The 13582-nt window shown below is 65.9% G+C and carries 13 protein-coding genes and 1 pseudogene; 3 read left to right on the top strand and 11 right to left on the bottom strand.

What is annotated here, in order from left to right; translation table 11 throughout:
- Positions 1-39: 39 nt before the first annotated feature.
- From ACW2Q0_RS14030 to dapA, 3 genes are all read right to left on the bottom strand, one after another.
- Positions 40-666: a TIGR03085 family metal-binding protein gene (locus tag ACW2Q0_RS14030; RefSeq protein WP_457189996.1), complete on the bottom strand. Its 627-nt coding sequence runs from the start codon at positions 664-666 to the stop codon at positions 40-42.
- Positions 667-945: 279 nt separating this feature from the next.
- Positions 946-2907 (bottom strand): ribonuclease J, encoded by a 1962-nt coding sequence (locus ACW2Q0_RS14025; protein ID WP_457189994.1) that lies wholly within the window; start codon positions 2905-2907, stop codon positions 946-948.
- A 67-nt stretch (positions 2908-2974) separates the two neighbouring features.
- Entirely contained in the window at positions 2975-3883 is a 909-nt protein-coding gene (dapA, locus tag ACW2Q0_RS14020) for a 4-hydroxy-tetrahydrodipicolinate synthase (protein ID WP_457189992.1), read from the bottom strand.
- A 147-nt stretch (positions 3884-4030) separates the two neighbouring features.
- Between dapA and ACW2Q0_RS14015 the strand changes: the two genes are divergently transcribed.
- Positions 4031-4480, top strand: a complete 450-nt coding sequence (locus ACW2Q0_RS14015) for a toxin-antitoxin system HicB family antitoxin (RefSeq protein ID WP_457189990.1) — start codon at positions 4031-4033, stop codon at positions 4478-4480.
- A 53-nt stretch (positions 4481-4533) separates the two neighbouring features.
- Here ACW2Q0_RS14015 and ACW2Q0_RS14010 read toward each other — a convergent pair whose 3' ends face one another.
- From ACW2Q0_RS14010 to ACW2Q0_RS13990, 5 genes are all read right to left on the bottom strand, one after another.
- Positions 4534-5733 (bottom strand): winged helix-turn-helix domain-containing protein, encoded by a 1200-nt coding sequence (locus ACW2Q0_RS14010; RefSeq protein WP_457190087.1) that lies wholly within the window; start codon positions 5731-5733, stop codon positions 4534-4536.
- A 72-nt stretch (positions 5734-5805) separates the two neighbouring features.
- Complete coding sequence (locus ACW2Q0_RS14005; protein ID WP_457189988.1) at positions 5806-6285, bottom strand: flavodoxin family protein; 480 nt, start codon at positions 6283-6285, stop codon at positions 5806-5808.
- Positions 6286-6690: 405 nt separating this feature from the next.
- Positions 6691-7134 carry a hypothetical protein gene (locus ACW2Q0_RS14000; RefSeq protein WP_457190085.1) on the bottom strand — a complete coding sequence of 148 codons (444 nt, stop codon included), beginning with the start codon at positions 7132-7134 and terminating at the stop codon, positions 6691-6693.
- Positions 7135-7229: 95 nt separating this feature from the next.
- The gene (gene dapB, locus ACW2Q0_RS13995; RefSeq protein WP_457189986.1) at positions 7230-7976 is read right to left on the bottom strand and encodes a 4-hydroxy-tetrahydrodipicolinate reductase; all 747 of its coding nucleotides are present in this window, start codon (positions 7974-7976) and stop codon (positions 7230-7232) included.
- 124 nt (positions 7977-8100) lie between these two features.
- On the bottom strand, positions 8101-9207 hold the full coding sequence (locus tag ACW2Q0_RS13990; protein WP_457189984.1) for a zinc-binding dehydrogenase: 1107 nt from the start codon (positions 9205-9207) through the stop codon (positions 8101-8103).
- A 216-nt stretch (positions 9208-9423) separates the two neighbouring features.
- Between ACW2Q0_RS13990 and ACW2Q0_RS13985 the strand changes: the two genes are divergently transcribed.
- The gene (locus ACW2Q0_RS13985; RefSeq protein WP_457189982.1) at positions 9424-9822 is read left to right on the top strand and encodes a VOC family protein; all 399 of its coding nucleotides are present in this window, start codon (positions 9424-9426) and stop codon (positions 9820-9822) included.
- Positions 9823-9902: 80 nt separating this feature from the next.
- Here the strand turns inward: ACW2Q0_RS13985 and ACW2Q0_RS13980 are convergent, their stop codons facing one another.
- Complete coding sequence (locus ACW2Q0_RS13980; protein ID WP_457189980.1) at positions 9903-11303, bottom strand: pentapeptide repeat-containing protein; 1401 nt, start codon at positions 11301-11303, stop codon at positions 9903-9905.
- 256 nt (positions 11304-11559) lie between these two features.
- A pseudogene (locus ACW2Q0_RS13975) lies at positions 11560-11730 on the bottom strand (MFS transporter); the annotation flags it as partial.
- A 107-nt stretch (positions 11731-11837) separates the two neighbouring features.
- Here ACW2Q0_RS13975 and ACW2Q0_RS13970 point away from each other — a divergent pair.
- On the top strand, positions 11838-12167 hold the full coding sequence (locus ACW2Q0_RS13970; protein ID WP_457189978.1) for an ArsR/SmtB family transcription factor: 330 nt from the start codon (positions 11838-11840) through the stop codon (positions 12165-12167).
- An 86-nt stretch (positions 12168-12253) separates the two neighbouring features.
- Here the strand turns inward: ACW2Q0_RS13970 and ACW2Q0_RS13965 are convergent, their stop codons facing one another.
- Positions 12254-13564 carry a M16 family metallopeptidase gene (locus tag ACW2Q0_RS13965; RefSeq protein WP_457189976.1) on the bottom strand — a complete coding sequence of 437 codons (1311 nt, stop codon included), beginning with the start codon at positions 13562-13564 and terminating at the stop codon, positions 12254-12256.
- Positions 13565-13582 lie beyond the last annotated feature (18 nt).

The raw sequence follows: 13582 nt of genomic DNA, 5'->3' as shown, positions 1-13582 counted from the left end.
CCGCCGTAGTCGAATGAATTTCAGCTCACCCCAGCGTGGTTATATTGATCGATCGAGGCTCAGGACAGTCCGGACGGCGTCGGGATCACCCGCGGTTTCGATCCTGACCTCATCGCGGCCGAAGGCGTGCAGCAGCAGTTCCGAGGGCTTGCCGGTCAGCCTCACCTGCGCGGTTGCGGACTGCGTGTGCACCACCGCGCGCCGGCCGTCGGGGGTGGCGAGTTCGACGGTGACCGGCGCTTTGCGATAGGCCAGCCGCCCCATGCGACGCAGCGCCGACCACAGTTTGTCCTCGTCGGCGGCCGGCAGCTCGCGTGGCTCCCAGCCGGGTGCGCCGCGCCGCACATCCTCATGATGGACGAACATTTCGGTCAGATTGACGACGGCATCGACCGGTTTGAGCGGCGACCACCACGGCGGGCCGGAGCTCACATCGGCCAGCAATTCCGAAAAAGGCCGCAGCGTCGCTTTGGCTTGGACCGACTCCAGATATCCGGCGAGCGGTTTCAGCATGATGCCAGGGGACGCGTCCGGGCGACGCTCTCGAATTACCAAGTGCGCGGCCAGATCTCGCACGCGCCAAGTGCCGCACAGGGTGGGCGCGTCCGGCCCCACCGCCGACATCGTGTCCACCAGTGCCCGACGTTCCCGTTGCGCCATGCTCATGTGCCGAACATATCGGATGCGGTGCCAGCGCGAGCGTCGGAATCCGTTGGACGCGCCGGGTGCCGCCCCGGAAATCGGGCCGATGTCCCCAGAAACTCACGGTTGGCCGGCCGTGGCCGCACCGCCCTGCTCGTCACCGCGTGCAGCTCCGATGACAAATCGTCGAGCTCGGCTTCGCGTGCGGCATCCTCGAATCCGCCGAACCGTACTGGGCGACCTGCCGACAGCAGCACGCGAAACCGCCGGATAGCAACGGCTTCCGGCGGTTTCGAGCAGGTGTCAGACGCCGATGACCGTCGGCACGATCATCGGGCGGCGGCGGTAGGTTTCGGCCACCCAGCGACCGACGACTCGCCGGACACTCTGGGCGATGCGGTGGATGTCGTTCACACCCTCACCGGCCAGTCGCAGCAGTTCGATCTCGACGAGTTCCGCGGCATCGACGAGCGCGGTCGGATCATCGGAGAATCCGCGCCCGCTCACCTCGGGTGTGCTGACCGCCTTACCCGTCGTCGAGTCGACCGCGAGGGTGATCGAGATGAATCCGCCCTCGCCGAGCACCAGCCGATCCGAGAGCGTCGACTCACCGACATCACCGACCGAGAGTCCGTCGACGTAGACATGTCCGACCGGCACGCGACCCACGATCGAGGCGATCCCGTCGACTAGATCCACCACGACGCCGTCCTCGGCGAGCACCACCCGATCCTCTGGCACACCGGTCGCCACGGCCAGTGCGGCATTGGCACGCAGATGCCGCCATTCGCCGTGTACCGGCATGGCATTGGTCGGGCGCACCGCGTTGTACAAATACAGCAATTCACCTGCGGACGCGTGTCCGGAGACGTGCACCTTGGCGTTCTGCTGGGTGATCACCGTGGCGCCGAGCCGCGCCAGACCGTTCACCACGGCGAATACCGAATTCTCATTGCCGGGAATCAGCGAGGAGGCCAGCACCACGAGGTCGTCGGCGCGGATATTGATCTGGCGGTGTTCACCACGCGCCATCCGCGACAGCGCCGAGAGCGGCTCGCCCTGCGAGCCGGTCGAGATGAGCACCAGCCGATCGCCGGGCAGGGTGGCGGCGACATCGAGATCGACGACCACACCATCGGGCACCGTCAGATAGCCCAATTCCTGCGCGATCTCCATATTGCGCACCATCGATCGACCGACGAAACACACTCGCCGCCCGTACTTCTGGGCGACATCGACCACCTGCTGGATGCGATGCACATGGCTGGCGAACGAGGCGACGATCACCCGATGTTTGGCCTTGCCGATCACCGTATCCAGGACACCGCCGATTTCGCGCTCCGGCGTAACGAAACCCGGCACCTCGGCATTGGTGGAGTCCACCAGGAACAGATCCACGCCCTCGTCGCCGAGACGGGAGAAGCCGGCCAGGTCGGTGAGGCGACCATCCAGCGGCAACTGATCGAGTTTGATATCGCCGGTGTGCAGCGCGACGCCGGCGGGCGTCCGGATCGCGACGGCAATGGCGTCGGGAATCGAATGGTTGACCGCGAAGTATTCGCAGCCGAACGGGCCGTGCGTGGTGTGCTGGCCCTCGATGACCTCGACGAGCTTGGGACGCTGCCGGTGCTCGCGGCATTTCGCGGCCACCAGCGCGAGAGTGAATTTCGAACCGACGACCGGGATATCCTGACGCAGCCGCAGCAGGAACGGCACCGCGCCGATGTGATCCTCGTGGCCGTGGGTGAGCACGATGGCTTCGACATCGTCCATCCGGTCCTCGATGGGCCGGAAGTCGGGCAGGATCAGATCGACGCCGGGCTGCTGGTCCTCCGGGAACAGCACACCGCAGTCGACGATGAGCAGTTTGCCGCCGTACTCGAAAACGGTCATATTGCGGCCGATTTCGCCGATACCGCCGAGAGCGAAGACTCGCAGACCGTTCTTGGGCAGCTTCGGCGGGGCACCGAGCCGCTCGACCGGGGCCGACACGGGTTGTTCAGCGCGTCCGCGACCGCCCTGCTGACGGCCACGCCCCTGTCTGCGGGGCTGCTCGGCCGGGGCCTTCGCGGCGGCCTTTTTCGCGGCGACCCGCTCCCGCGCGGGCTGTCTGGACCCGATATCCGACTGCGATAGGTCACCGACGTCGGATTGCGCTGCCTGATCGGACTTTTCGGTACCGGCCGGACGCTGCGCGGCTGGTTCGGGTGCGCCCGCGGCCCTGGTCGCGGCCCGGCGGGGGCGACGGCCTGCTGCTTCAGTCATGACTGCACCTCGCTATTCGTCGGTTCGATCATGTCTGACAAAGCGGTGATTCCGATTCGCTTACTCCTCATGAAAGCACCCCTGCCAGCCGGAGGTCGGCGGCGAGGGCATCGAACTGTTCGGTGGTCGGCATCAATTGCGGCAGGCGCGGTTCGCCGACATCCACACCGAGCAGTCGCAGTCCGCCCTTACTCATCGCGACACCACCCAGTCGCGCCATCGCGGCGTTCAACGGCAGCAGGCCCGCATTGATCTCGCGGGCACGCACCACGTCACCGGCGGTGTAGGCGTCGAGCAGGGCGCATAGCCGCTCGGGCACGAGATGTCCGATGACACTGATGAATCCGGTCGCGCCGACCGACAGCCACGGCAGGTTCAGCGCATCGTCCCCGGAGTAGAAGGCCAGATCGGTATTCGCGATGAGATCGGCACCCGCGTTCAGATCGCCCTTGGCATCCTTCACCGCGACGATGCGCGGGTGTTCGGCGAGTTTGCGGATGGTGTCGCTGGCAATGGGAACGACCGAGCGCGGCGGAATGTCGTACAGGGTGACCGGCAGGTCGGTGGCGTCGGCGATGGCGGTGAAATGCGCGATCAGGCCGTCCTGGGAGGGCCGGGAGTAGTAGGGGGTCACCACGAGCAGCCCGTGCGCGCCTGCGCGCTGGGCATTGCGAGCGAGTTCGATCGAATGCGCGGTGTCATAGGTGCCCGCGCCCGCGATGACGGTGGCGCGGTCGCCCACCGCATCGACGACGGCGCGCAACAGATCCGCCTTCTCCGATTCGGTGGTCGTCGGCGATTCCCCGGTGGTACCGGAAATCGCCAGCAAATCGACGCCGCGGTCGACCAGGCGGGCTGCGAGCGTGACCCCGGCATCGACATTGAGCTTGCCGTCGACACCGAAGGGGGTCACCATCGCGACACCTACTGCGCCGGACGCGCGCAGCTCCGTAGGCGTCGATTCACCGTTCGTCATGGTCAGAAAGGCTACCCGCTCCCGGGAACAGCCTCGACACCGTCGTCGCCGAACGGCCTGCCACGGCGAGTGATTCACCTCCCAGTACCCGATCATGATGTCGAATACGCCCTTGAATGACGCCATAAATGGCGTCACAATGCTGTCATGGATTTGAACAAATACACCGCCCGGCTACGCGAGGACCTGATCGCGGCCGCCGCGCTCGGTGATGAAAAGACCCAGGCCACGGCCGCCGCCCTCGCCGCGGCGACGGAAAGCTCGGCACGATTGGCGCTGCTCGCGGCATTATCGGACCTCGCCGCAGAGGTCAGCACCGCGCTCGGCGACCGGACAGTTCACGTGTCGGTGGCGGGCACCGATGCGACCGTGGACGTCCGCAAGAATCCGACGACAGACCACGAACATCCGACGATCGAGGAGATGACCGGCGATATCAGCCGGGTCACTCTGCGGATGGTCGAGCAGCTGAAGGCCAAGGCCGAGGAGGCCGCCGCCGCCAGCGGAGTCTCCTTGAACTCCTGGCTCTCGAGTGCCGTCAGCGGCGCACTGCGCGACCAGATGCGCGGCTACGGCGGCCCCAAGCACGACGTTTGAAGAAGTGCGACCCGGCGCCACGCCGAGGACGCCTCCAGAAGTTAGCGAGAAGTTCACAGTAGCGGTGCGAGATCACCGCGCGCACCGATGACCACCTCGTCCAGCTCCAGCCAGTCCGCCATCTCGCGGAGGGCATCCGTCAGTGCCGCGGCGGTTTCGGCTGTGCGCTGGCCCGGCTCGGCGAACGCACCGGGCACCAGCAGCCTGCCCGATGCGCGCTCGGCACGCAGGTCGACGCGTCCCACCAACGCTCCGTTCAGGAGGAACGGAAATACGTAATACCCGTGCACCCGTTTGAGTTCCGGCGTGTAGATCTCGATCCGGTAGTGGAAGTCGAAGATCCGCTCGGTGCGGGTCCGGAAGAAGATGAGCGGATCGAAGGGGCACAGCAAGGCCGCACCCTCGATCCGGCGCGGCGTCGAGGCTCCGGCCCGTAGATAGGCCGGTTTACCCCAGCCCGCCACCTCGACCGGTTCGAGTTCCCCGGCATCGACCAGCTCCGCGATGGCCGGTTCGGTTTGGGAGCGGTGCAGGCGGTAGTAGTCGCGCAGATCGGTCTCGGTCGCGACGCCGAGTGCGGTCGCTGCGCGCAGCACCAATTCCCGGACCGCCTCGGCCTCGGATACGTTGCGCGCCAAGATCTCCGGCGGAAGGACTCGCTCGGCCAGGTCGTAGTGGCGGGTGAACCCGATCCGCTTGTCGACCGAGAGCGCACCGGCGGCGAAGAGCGCCTCGCAGACCATTTTGGTATCGCTGAGATTCCACCAGGACCCCTTGGGGCGCGGCTTGTCCAGTTCGAGGTGACGCTCGATCTCACCGGCGGTGGCGGCGCCGACCTCGGTGATGACGTCGAGAATGTCCTTGCCGAGAGTGGGGTTGCGTTCGGTCACCCGGCGCATGCCGTGCCACCGGCCGTGTTCGTATTTCCGCATCCGCCAGCGCATGAGCGGCCAGTCTTCGACCGGGATCAGGGCCGCCTCGTGCGCCCAGTATTCGACCAGCCGCCGCGGGCGTCGCACACCGTTGCTCCAAACAGCTTCATCCAGCACCGTCCGGTCGTATGCGCCGATCCGGCTGAAGACCGGCGCATAGTGCGCGCGCACCACCGCCGATACCGAATCCAGTTGCAGCAGTTGAGTTCTGCCGAGCACGTCGAGGACCGTCCGCCGGGTCGGCGCGGCCGGTTTACGCCGCCCGAAACCCTGCGCGGCCAGCGCCGTCCGACGCGCCGCTGCCGCACTCATCGTCCGCATGATCACGACAATGCCACGGGGGTACGACAGATTACGTCGAGACCGAGACCGCACCCGCGGTATCGACGCGCATTACCCCATGAGCTGCGCGGCAACGGTCGCACCGAGTTCCCAGCACTGCTGGATCTGGTCTCTACCTGGCGCTCCCATCACGATGACCGGATCCGCGACCTGCTCCCAGCCGAGTCCGGTGGTCACGCTGCGCACGCCACGCTCGGCCCCTTCGGTGCCCTCATTACCGTGCAGATAGAAGCCGAACGGCCGCCCGCGCGTCGAGTCCAGGCACGGGTAATAGAACGTGTCGAAAGCGTGCTTGAGCGCGCCGGACATATAGCCGAGATTCGCCGGGCTACCGAGCAGATAACCATCGGCGGCCAACACATCGCTAGCGGTGACGGCGAGGGCAGCCCTGCGCTCGACCTCCACTCCTTCGATCTCCGGATCGGTCGCCCCCGAGACAACCGCCTCGAACATCGCCTGCATATGCGGTGACGGAGTGTGATGAATGATCAGCAGCCGAGGCACACCCAGCAGCGTACTGCGGCCCCGCATTCGATTTGAATTTGCTGACCACCAGGCATTGAACTATCCGCAAAAAAGGAGGAAACTAATAAGAACACCAGAACACCGGGAAGTACCGAATTGCCGGAGGAGACGTCCAAAGACGTAGGAGATACTTTCAAGGATCTGGCCAGGCCCCCGGCAAGCCAGTCGAATATCGGAGTTGTCAGCGACGACTGAGACTCATCGATTCGATGGAGACTACCGGGGACTGTTCTGTATGGGGGCCTTTCCCTTTGGCGTTGTCGCCTCCGTCGGGAGTTGATCCCGATTGTGGCGCCGCCCGATCTGTCCAGCTGGCGCACCGCTTCCAGCCCACGAGAATGCATTTGTCGGCAGGCGTCTCGGGGGTTTCCTGCTCCGATGCAGGCTGATCCGCTGACCAGGTGCCGGGGGCTACGGGTTGCGGGGGGTGCGGTCCAGTTTTTCCAGGGCTACTGCGCGGCGCATGGTTTCGCGGGCGCGGGCGCGGTCGCCGGCGTAGTCGTAGGCGCGGGCCAGGCGGTAGGAGATGCGCCAGTTGTCAGGGTCGGCTTCCCATTCCTGTTCGACCTTGTCGAAGAGGTCGTCGGCGGCCGCGCGCTCGATGCGGCCGGAGGGGCGGCGAGGCAGGTTCGAGGTGTCGAGTTCGAGGCCCTCGTCGTGGATGCGGCGAGCGAGGTGCTGGTGGGCGAGGGCGGCGCGGACGGTGGCGACGACGATCCATACGCCGAGCAGCGGCAGGATCAGGACGCCGATGCCGATGCCGACGGCGGCGAGGTCGCCGGACCCGATGAGGCTGAACGCGATGCGGCCGAGCAGCACGAAGTAGAAGCCGAGCACGACGACGAGGGCCGCGATGAATGCGACGACCTTGCGGACGTCACTGCCGCCGGCGGCGGTGTCCGCGCCCTTGTCTGCCGGGCCCTTGTCCTCCGGCTGGACCGGTTCCTGTGTCACAGATCCAGGAACGGGTCGAGCCCGACGGTCAGGCCGGGGCGATTCGCGATCTCACGGACGCCGAGCAGTACGCCGGGGGCGAAGGAGGAGCGGTCGATGGAATCGTGCCGGATGGTGAGGGTTTCGCCTTGCGTGCCGAAGAGCACCTCTTGATGCGCGACGAGTCCGGCCAGGCGCACCGAATGCACCCGCACACCGTCGACATCGGCACCGCGGGCGCCTTCGAGTTCCTGAGTGGTGGCATCGGGGCTGCGGCCGACTCCGGCCTTGTCCCGCGCTGCGGCGATCAGACCCGCGGTGCGATACGCGGTGCCCGAGGGCGCGTCGACCTTGTTCGGGTGATGCAGTTCGATGACCTCGACCGAATCGAAGAACCGCGCCGCCTGCTCGGCGAATCGCATGGACAGCACCGCGCCGATGGCGAAGTTCGGGGCGATGAGCACACCCGTCTCCGGTCGCCCGGCCAACCAGCCGCGCACCTCGTCCAAGCGGGCTTCATCGAATCCGGTGGTCCCGACGACCGCGTGAATTCCGCGCTCCACCAGGAACTTCAGATTCCCCATCACCACATCGGGATTGGTGAAGTCGACGACCACCTGGGTACCCGACTCGGTGAACGACTCCAGTGAGTCGTCCTTGTCGACGGTCGCGACCAGCTCCAGATCGTCGGCCGCCTGCACCGCCGCACAGATCGCCTGACCGACTTTCCCCCGCGCACCGAGCACTCCGACCCGAATGGTCACCGCACCTCCTAATTCCACCGCTGACCCCGCCAGCCTATCGACCCCGCCGCCCGCTCGGTCCGCTGACCTACGGTGATCGGCGACACAGCTCAGGCGTCGGCCATATTCTCGGCCATCGAGGATGTCAATCGAACACAATCACCTGCCGCAGCGCATGCCCGGCGGCAAGCTCATCCATAGCGCGGTTGATTTCATCCAACCCGACATGCGAGGACACCAGCTTCTCGACGGGCAGCCGCCCCTCGCGCCACATGCGGACATACTCCGGAATATCCTGAGAAGGCACCGCCGAGCCGAGGTAACTGCCGATGATCGTGCGCCCCTGAGCGACCAACGCGAGGGGCGAAATGCTCGCACGTGCGTCGGACGCGGGCAATCCGACCGTGACGGTCGTACCACCGGGTGCCGTTGCGGCGACGGCGGTTTCGAAGGCGCGAACATTGCCCGCGGCCTCGACCACCACATCGGCCGAAATGCCCTGCGCTACCAGTTCGGCCGGTGTGTAGGTGGCGCGGGCACCGAGTTCCTTTGCGAGAGCCAGCTTTTCCGGCAGGGTATCGACAGCGATTACCTCGTGATCGCCGAGTGACACCGCGACGAGCACCGCCGCCATGCCGACGCCGCCCAGCCCCACCACCATGATCCGGTCGGCCACACCGGGTTTCGCGGAATTGAGCAACGCTCCACCACCAGTGAGCACCGCGCAGCCCAGTACCGCGGCAACCTCCGGCGGCACATCGGCATCGACCGGAACCACCGATCGGCGATCGACGACGGCATGCGTCGCGAAGGCGGACACGCCTAGGTGGTGGTGCACCTGCGCGCCCTCGCGGTGCAGCCGCCGCCCGCCGTTCAATAGCTCGCCCGCATTATTGGCGAGGCTGCCGGGACCACACGGCGCGCGGCCGTCACCGGCACAGCCCGCGCACTCCCCGCAGCGCGGCAGGAAGGTCATCACCACGCGCTGCCCCGACGCGAGATCACTGCCACCGGGCCCGATCGCTTCGACAATGCCCGCCGCCTCGTGTCCGAGCAGCATCGGCACCGGTCGAACCCGATTTCCGTCCACCACCGACAGGTCGGAATGACACAGCCCGGCGGCCTCGATCCGCACCAGCAGCTCGCCCGGACCCGGCTCCCCCAGGTCCAGCTCACAGACGGTGATCGGCGCCGACTCGGCGAACGGTGTGGGCGCTGCGATCCGCTCCAGGACCGCCCCTCGAATCTTCACCCCCCGACGCTACCGCGCGGCGTCACAGGCAGACCACCATGGCCCACATCACTCGGGAGTGGCACCGTGGAGTGTGGTTGGCTAAGCTCGACGCCCGTGACGGTGCTCCCGTAGGCCGCCTTGTACCGAGCCCGGGGTCGGGACCGTCACCACACAAGGAGATGTCCCCTGGCCCACCAGTCGCCCGACCACCATCCCTCGAGGAATCGCTCCGCGATGCCCTCTGTCCAGTTCAATCACACCATTGTCGGTTGCCGCGACAATCGGGTGTCCGCCGAATTCTGGTCGGACATCCTGGGTTTGGAATTGGGAAAGGAATGGGGTCCGTTCATCCCGTTGCCGACGGGTAATGGAGTCACCTTCGACTTCGCGAACGTGCCACCGCATATCACCGAAATCCAGCCCCAGCACTACGCATTCCTGATCTCCGAGGCCGAGTTCGACGTGGCCTACGCCAAGATCCGGCGCTACAAACTGGAACATTGGGCCGACCCCCGCCGACAGGGTGTCAACGAGATCAACCACAACGATGGCGGTCGCGGCGTCTATTTCCTCGACCCCAGTGGACACTTCATGGAACTGATCACCGTTCCCTACGGTGGCTGGCCGAAGTAGCGCACTCGTTCGGGGCAGCAGCCACCCGGATGCTGCCCCTCCTGGCCGGTCTGGAAGTCCCACGCCCGAGCGGCTGAGGATTACCCGGTGGCGGTCGGCGGCCACGGGTTCGGTTTGACGCTTGTCGGTTTGCGGGTCGGCGCGTCGTCCCAGTCGAAGTGGATGCCCACCCATGCCTTCGGACGATCGAAGTGAATCTCGTGGGCGGCGAAGCGGATGCCGAGGAATGAGATATCGCCGAAGAAGTCGACCTCGCTGAAATCGACAGTGCGGCCGCCGAGCACGGTGCGCGGGAAGCGGACGCTACCGTGCAGTTCAGCGCGCGAGAAGTCCGTTTCACGCGTGCCTTTGTTCCGCAAGCGACTCGTCGCACCGAGGCGGGACTCGTCGAATGCGGTTATGGTGGCATTGAACTGGGCGCCCGTGAATGCGATGCGGGTGCTTGTGAATTCGGCGCGATCGAAGGCGATGTGCTCACCATCTAGGACCGCACCCTCGAAAGAGGTCAAGTCCGCACGGAACTCGGTGTCCTGGAACGAGGTTCGCGGACCCAGGAAACGAGCACCGCTGAAGTTGGTGCGTGGGCCATGGAATGCGGCGCCTTCGAACGACACCGAATCCTCAAAGGTGATATCCGCGAAAGTGGTTCCATTGCCTGCCTTTTCATGCACGTCGGTTCGGTCCATATCGAACTTCACATGGTCGAACAGTGCCGGGCCATCTCGAAAGGTCGCGCCACGGAAGGTGACATGGTGGCCGTCGAACCTCGCGCGCTCGAATGTGGACTGCCCGATGAATGTCGCCCCGGCGAACGCCGTGTGCCGCCCCGAGAATACGGCGTCCCGGAAATCAACCGTTTCCAGCACCGCACCCCGGAAGGTCACGTTGTACGCCGACCACGAGATATCCGCGGATGGTCTCAGGTGTTGGGCGATCACTCGGACGATCGCGCGGCGCACGTCCCGATCATTCTGCCGGAATTGGTACACCCGCTCGACCTTGGTCCCGGCTTGCTCCGCCGACTCGGCGCGTGAGACAAGATGATTCGAGCCCTCGGCCGGGTCGTACGGCAGTTGCAGGTACCCGCAAAGCACATCTATGCACTGCTGTCGTCGACTCGGCGCCGAGAACTCGTCGGCAACCCCGGCCATCGCATACACCCCGGCGATCCGCACCGCCGCATCCGTATCCCCCAACTGCCGCGCCGCCGCGCCGAACAACTCCGCGAAACGCCCCCGCTCCAAATCCCGCTGCCGCCGGTATGCCACCACCAGCGCGACTGCGCCGCCCACCCCCGCAGCCACCGACAGTGCGATCTTGGTGAGGTCCAACTGATTCGGCGTCTCAGCCTTCGCACCCAAGGTCCACCACAAAAACCACCAGGTGAGCCCGGCGATTACCAATCCACCCACAACCGCAGACAACACCGCGAGCAACAATGCCGCGCGATGTAGTCGCTCGCCCAACCGCCCCCATCGCATGAGCGCATGGTAGCCGGATCGACGCTCGCCGACTACCGGGCCGAACGGCTACCTTTCGGGTGACCTTCAGCGGTCGCTACGGCTACGCCTGCGCTCCTTGCGTTTTCGATTGCTTATTCCGACGCAGGCCCAGTCCTGGCCCCACCAAGCATGCGAATGCGACCGCACCGACGAACCACGGGAAAACCTGGCTCAGCCCCCATTCGTGGCCGCCCAGCCGGCGAGGATGGTCGGCAGCGCCATAGCCGAGTAGGCCAGCGTAGACCGCGAAGACGAAGGTTGTCGTCAGCGGCGTGAAATGCCATTGATTCTGGTACATGCCGTAGAGCGGCGCGGGTACCCCCGAGACACCGAGCGCCACCCCGTTCGCCGCCAGAATCAGCGCGTAGGCCCAGCGCTGTGATGTTTGCTGGTCGGCCGTCACCATCATCGTCGCTGCCATCGGAAACCCCGATCAGGTAAGTTTGATGATGATCGAACTTAGCTAGACGATACAGCCGGTACGATGGTCATCAAACCACTGTGAGGTAGATCATGACCGAAACCAAGGAATCGGCCACCGAGGCGCCACCGGTTGCCGCGTTACCCGCTGTGCTCGGCGCGCTGCAGGACCCGGTGCGGCTGGAGATGGTGCGACGGCTCAGCAATGCGGGTACGGCCGTGCGCTGCGGTGCGCTCTACGAGGTGATCAACAAGTCGACTGCCACCCATCACTTCAAGATTTTGCGCGAAGCCGGTGTCATCGAGCGACTGATTATCGACGGTCAGACCTGCCAGCGCCTGCGCTCCGAGGATCTCGACAATGCCCTTCCCGGACTGCTGCCCTCGATCGTGGAGGCGGCCAACCGCGCCTGCGGCGACTGAGCCAACCCGCGGGTGGCTCGCGTCATATCCACCCCGATCGGATCGGTGGCCGGCGCGAATCACACCGGCCACCATGGTGATCTACCTCAGCCGGCGACCAATCGCCGCACCGCGGCGGGCAAATCCCGCGCGCGCCGATACGGTCCGGCCACCGAGGCCGCGAACGGTCGCGCCAGCAGAGTGCGGGCGATCGCCGAAACCTGGTCGGTGGTCACCGCATCGATGCGCGTCAGCGTCTCCGAAACGCTGCGGTGATTGCCGTAACTCAGTTCGCTGCGACCGATCCGGTTCATCCGCGATGCCGAATCCTCCAGGCCGAGCACCAGTCCGCCACGCAACGAGCCCTTGGCCCGCGCGCACTCGGCGTCGGTAATGCCGTTGGCCGCAATCTCTTCCAGCACGCCGCGCGCCAGTGTCGCCACCTTGCCGAGGTTTTCCGGCTGGCAGCCGATGTAAACCGAGAACGCGCCGGTATCGGCGAAGGTGTCGACGCTGGAGTACACCGAGTACGCGAGCCCGCGTTCCTCCCGAATGCATTGGAACAGCCGCGAACTCAGGCCACCGCCGACCACGGTATTGAGCACCGACAGCGGCCAGCGCCGATCCCCCTCGTGCCGTCCGAAGGCCCGCACGCCGAAGGCCAGATGCGCCTGTTCGCTGTCGCGATGGCTCCAATGCAGTTCAGGTGTGCTGTGCGGCCGGAAACGGCCCTCGCGACGGCGGGCCGGCTCGGCGGCCACGTCGAGCCGCGACGCGAACGCGCGGTGCACCAATTCCACGGTGTGGTCGTGCTCCACATTTCCCGCGACCGCCACGACCATCCGGTCCGGCCGGTAGCGCCGTAGGTGGAACCCGCGCAGCCGCGTGGCATTCATCGCCTCGATGGTTTCGATGGAGCCGATCACCGGACGCCCGATCGGATGATCACCGAAAAGCGCGGACAGGAAGGCATCGCCGACCAGATCCTCCGGATCGTCATCGCGCATGGCGATCTCCTCGAGCACCACCTGCCGCTCGACATCCACATCCTCGGCCCGGCACAGGCCGTTGAGTACGACATCGGAGACCATATCGACGGCCAGCGGTAGATCCTCGTCGAGGACGTGGGCGTAGTAGCAGGTCTGCTCCTTCGCGGTGAACGCGTTGAGTTCGCCGCCGACCGCGTCCATCGCCTGCGCGATATCCAAAGCCGAACGCGTCGGAGTCGCCTTGAACAGCAGGTGCTCCAGGAAATGCGCGGCACCCGCGACGGTCGGTCCTTCGTCGCGCGAGCCGACGCCGACCCAGATGCCGATCGATGCCGAACGCACGCCGGGCACATGTTCGGTGACCACGCGCAGCCCGCCGGGTAATACGGTGCGCCGCACCCCCGCGTCGGTGCCTCGCACCTGGTCCATCCGCAGCTCCAGAGACGA

The organism is Nocardia citri (genome assembly GCF_054065835.1).
Note: the sequence above shows the minus strand (reverse complement) of the source record. Positions and strands in the feature narration are given on the sequence as shown.

Coding starts and splice junctions, on each gene's coding strand:
- ACW2Q0_RS14030 (WP_457189996.1), bottom strand. CDS start 666: ATGAGCATGGCGCAACGGGAACGTCGGGCACTGGTGGACACGATGTCG.
- ACW2Q0_RS14025 (WP_457189994.1), bottom strand. CDS start 2,907: ATGACTGAAGCAGCAGGCCGTCGCCCCCGCCGGGCCGCGACCAGGGCC.
- dapA (WP_457189992.1), bottom strand. CDS start 3,883: ATGACGAACGGTGAATCGACGCCTACGGAGCTGCGCGCGTCCGGCGCA.
- ACW2Q0_RS14015 (WP_457189990.1), top strand. CDS start 4,031: ATGGATTTGAACAAATACACCGCCCGGCTACGCGAGGACCTGATCGCG.
- ACW2Q0_RS14010 (WP_457190087.1), bottom strand. CDS start 5,733: ATGCGGACGATGAGTGCGGCAGCGGCGCGTCGGACGGCGCTGGCCGCG.
- ACW2Q0_RS14005 (WP_457189988.1), bottom strand. CDS start 6,285: ATGCGGGGCCGCAGTACGCTGCTGGGTGTGCCTCGGCTGCTGATCATT.
- ACW2Q0_RS13985 (WP_457189982.1), top strand. CDS start 9,424: ATGCCCTCTGTCCAGTTCAATCACACCATTGTCGGTTGCCGCGACAAT.
- ACW2Q0_RS13980 (WP_457189980.1), bottom strand. CDS start 11,303: ATGCGATGGGGGCGGTTGGGCGAGCGACTACATCGCGCGGCATTGTTG.
- ACW2Q0_RS13970 (WP_457189978.1), top strand. CDS start 11,838: ATGACCGAAACCAAGGAATCGGCCACCGAGGCGCCACCGGTTGCCGCG.
- ACW2Q0_RS13965 (WP_457189976.1), bottom strand. CDS start 13,564: ATGGACCAGGTGCGAGGCACCGACGCGGGGGTGCGGCGCACCGTATTA.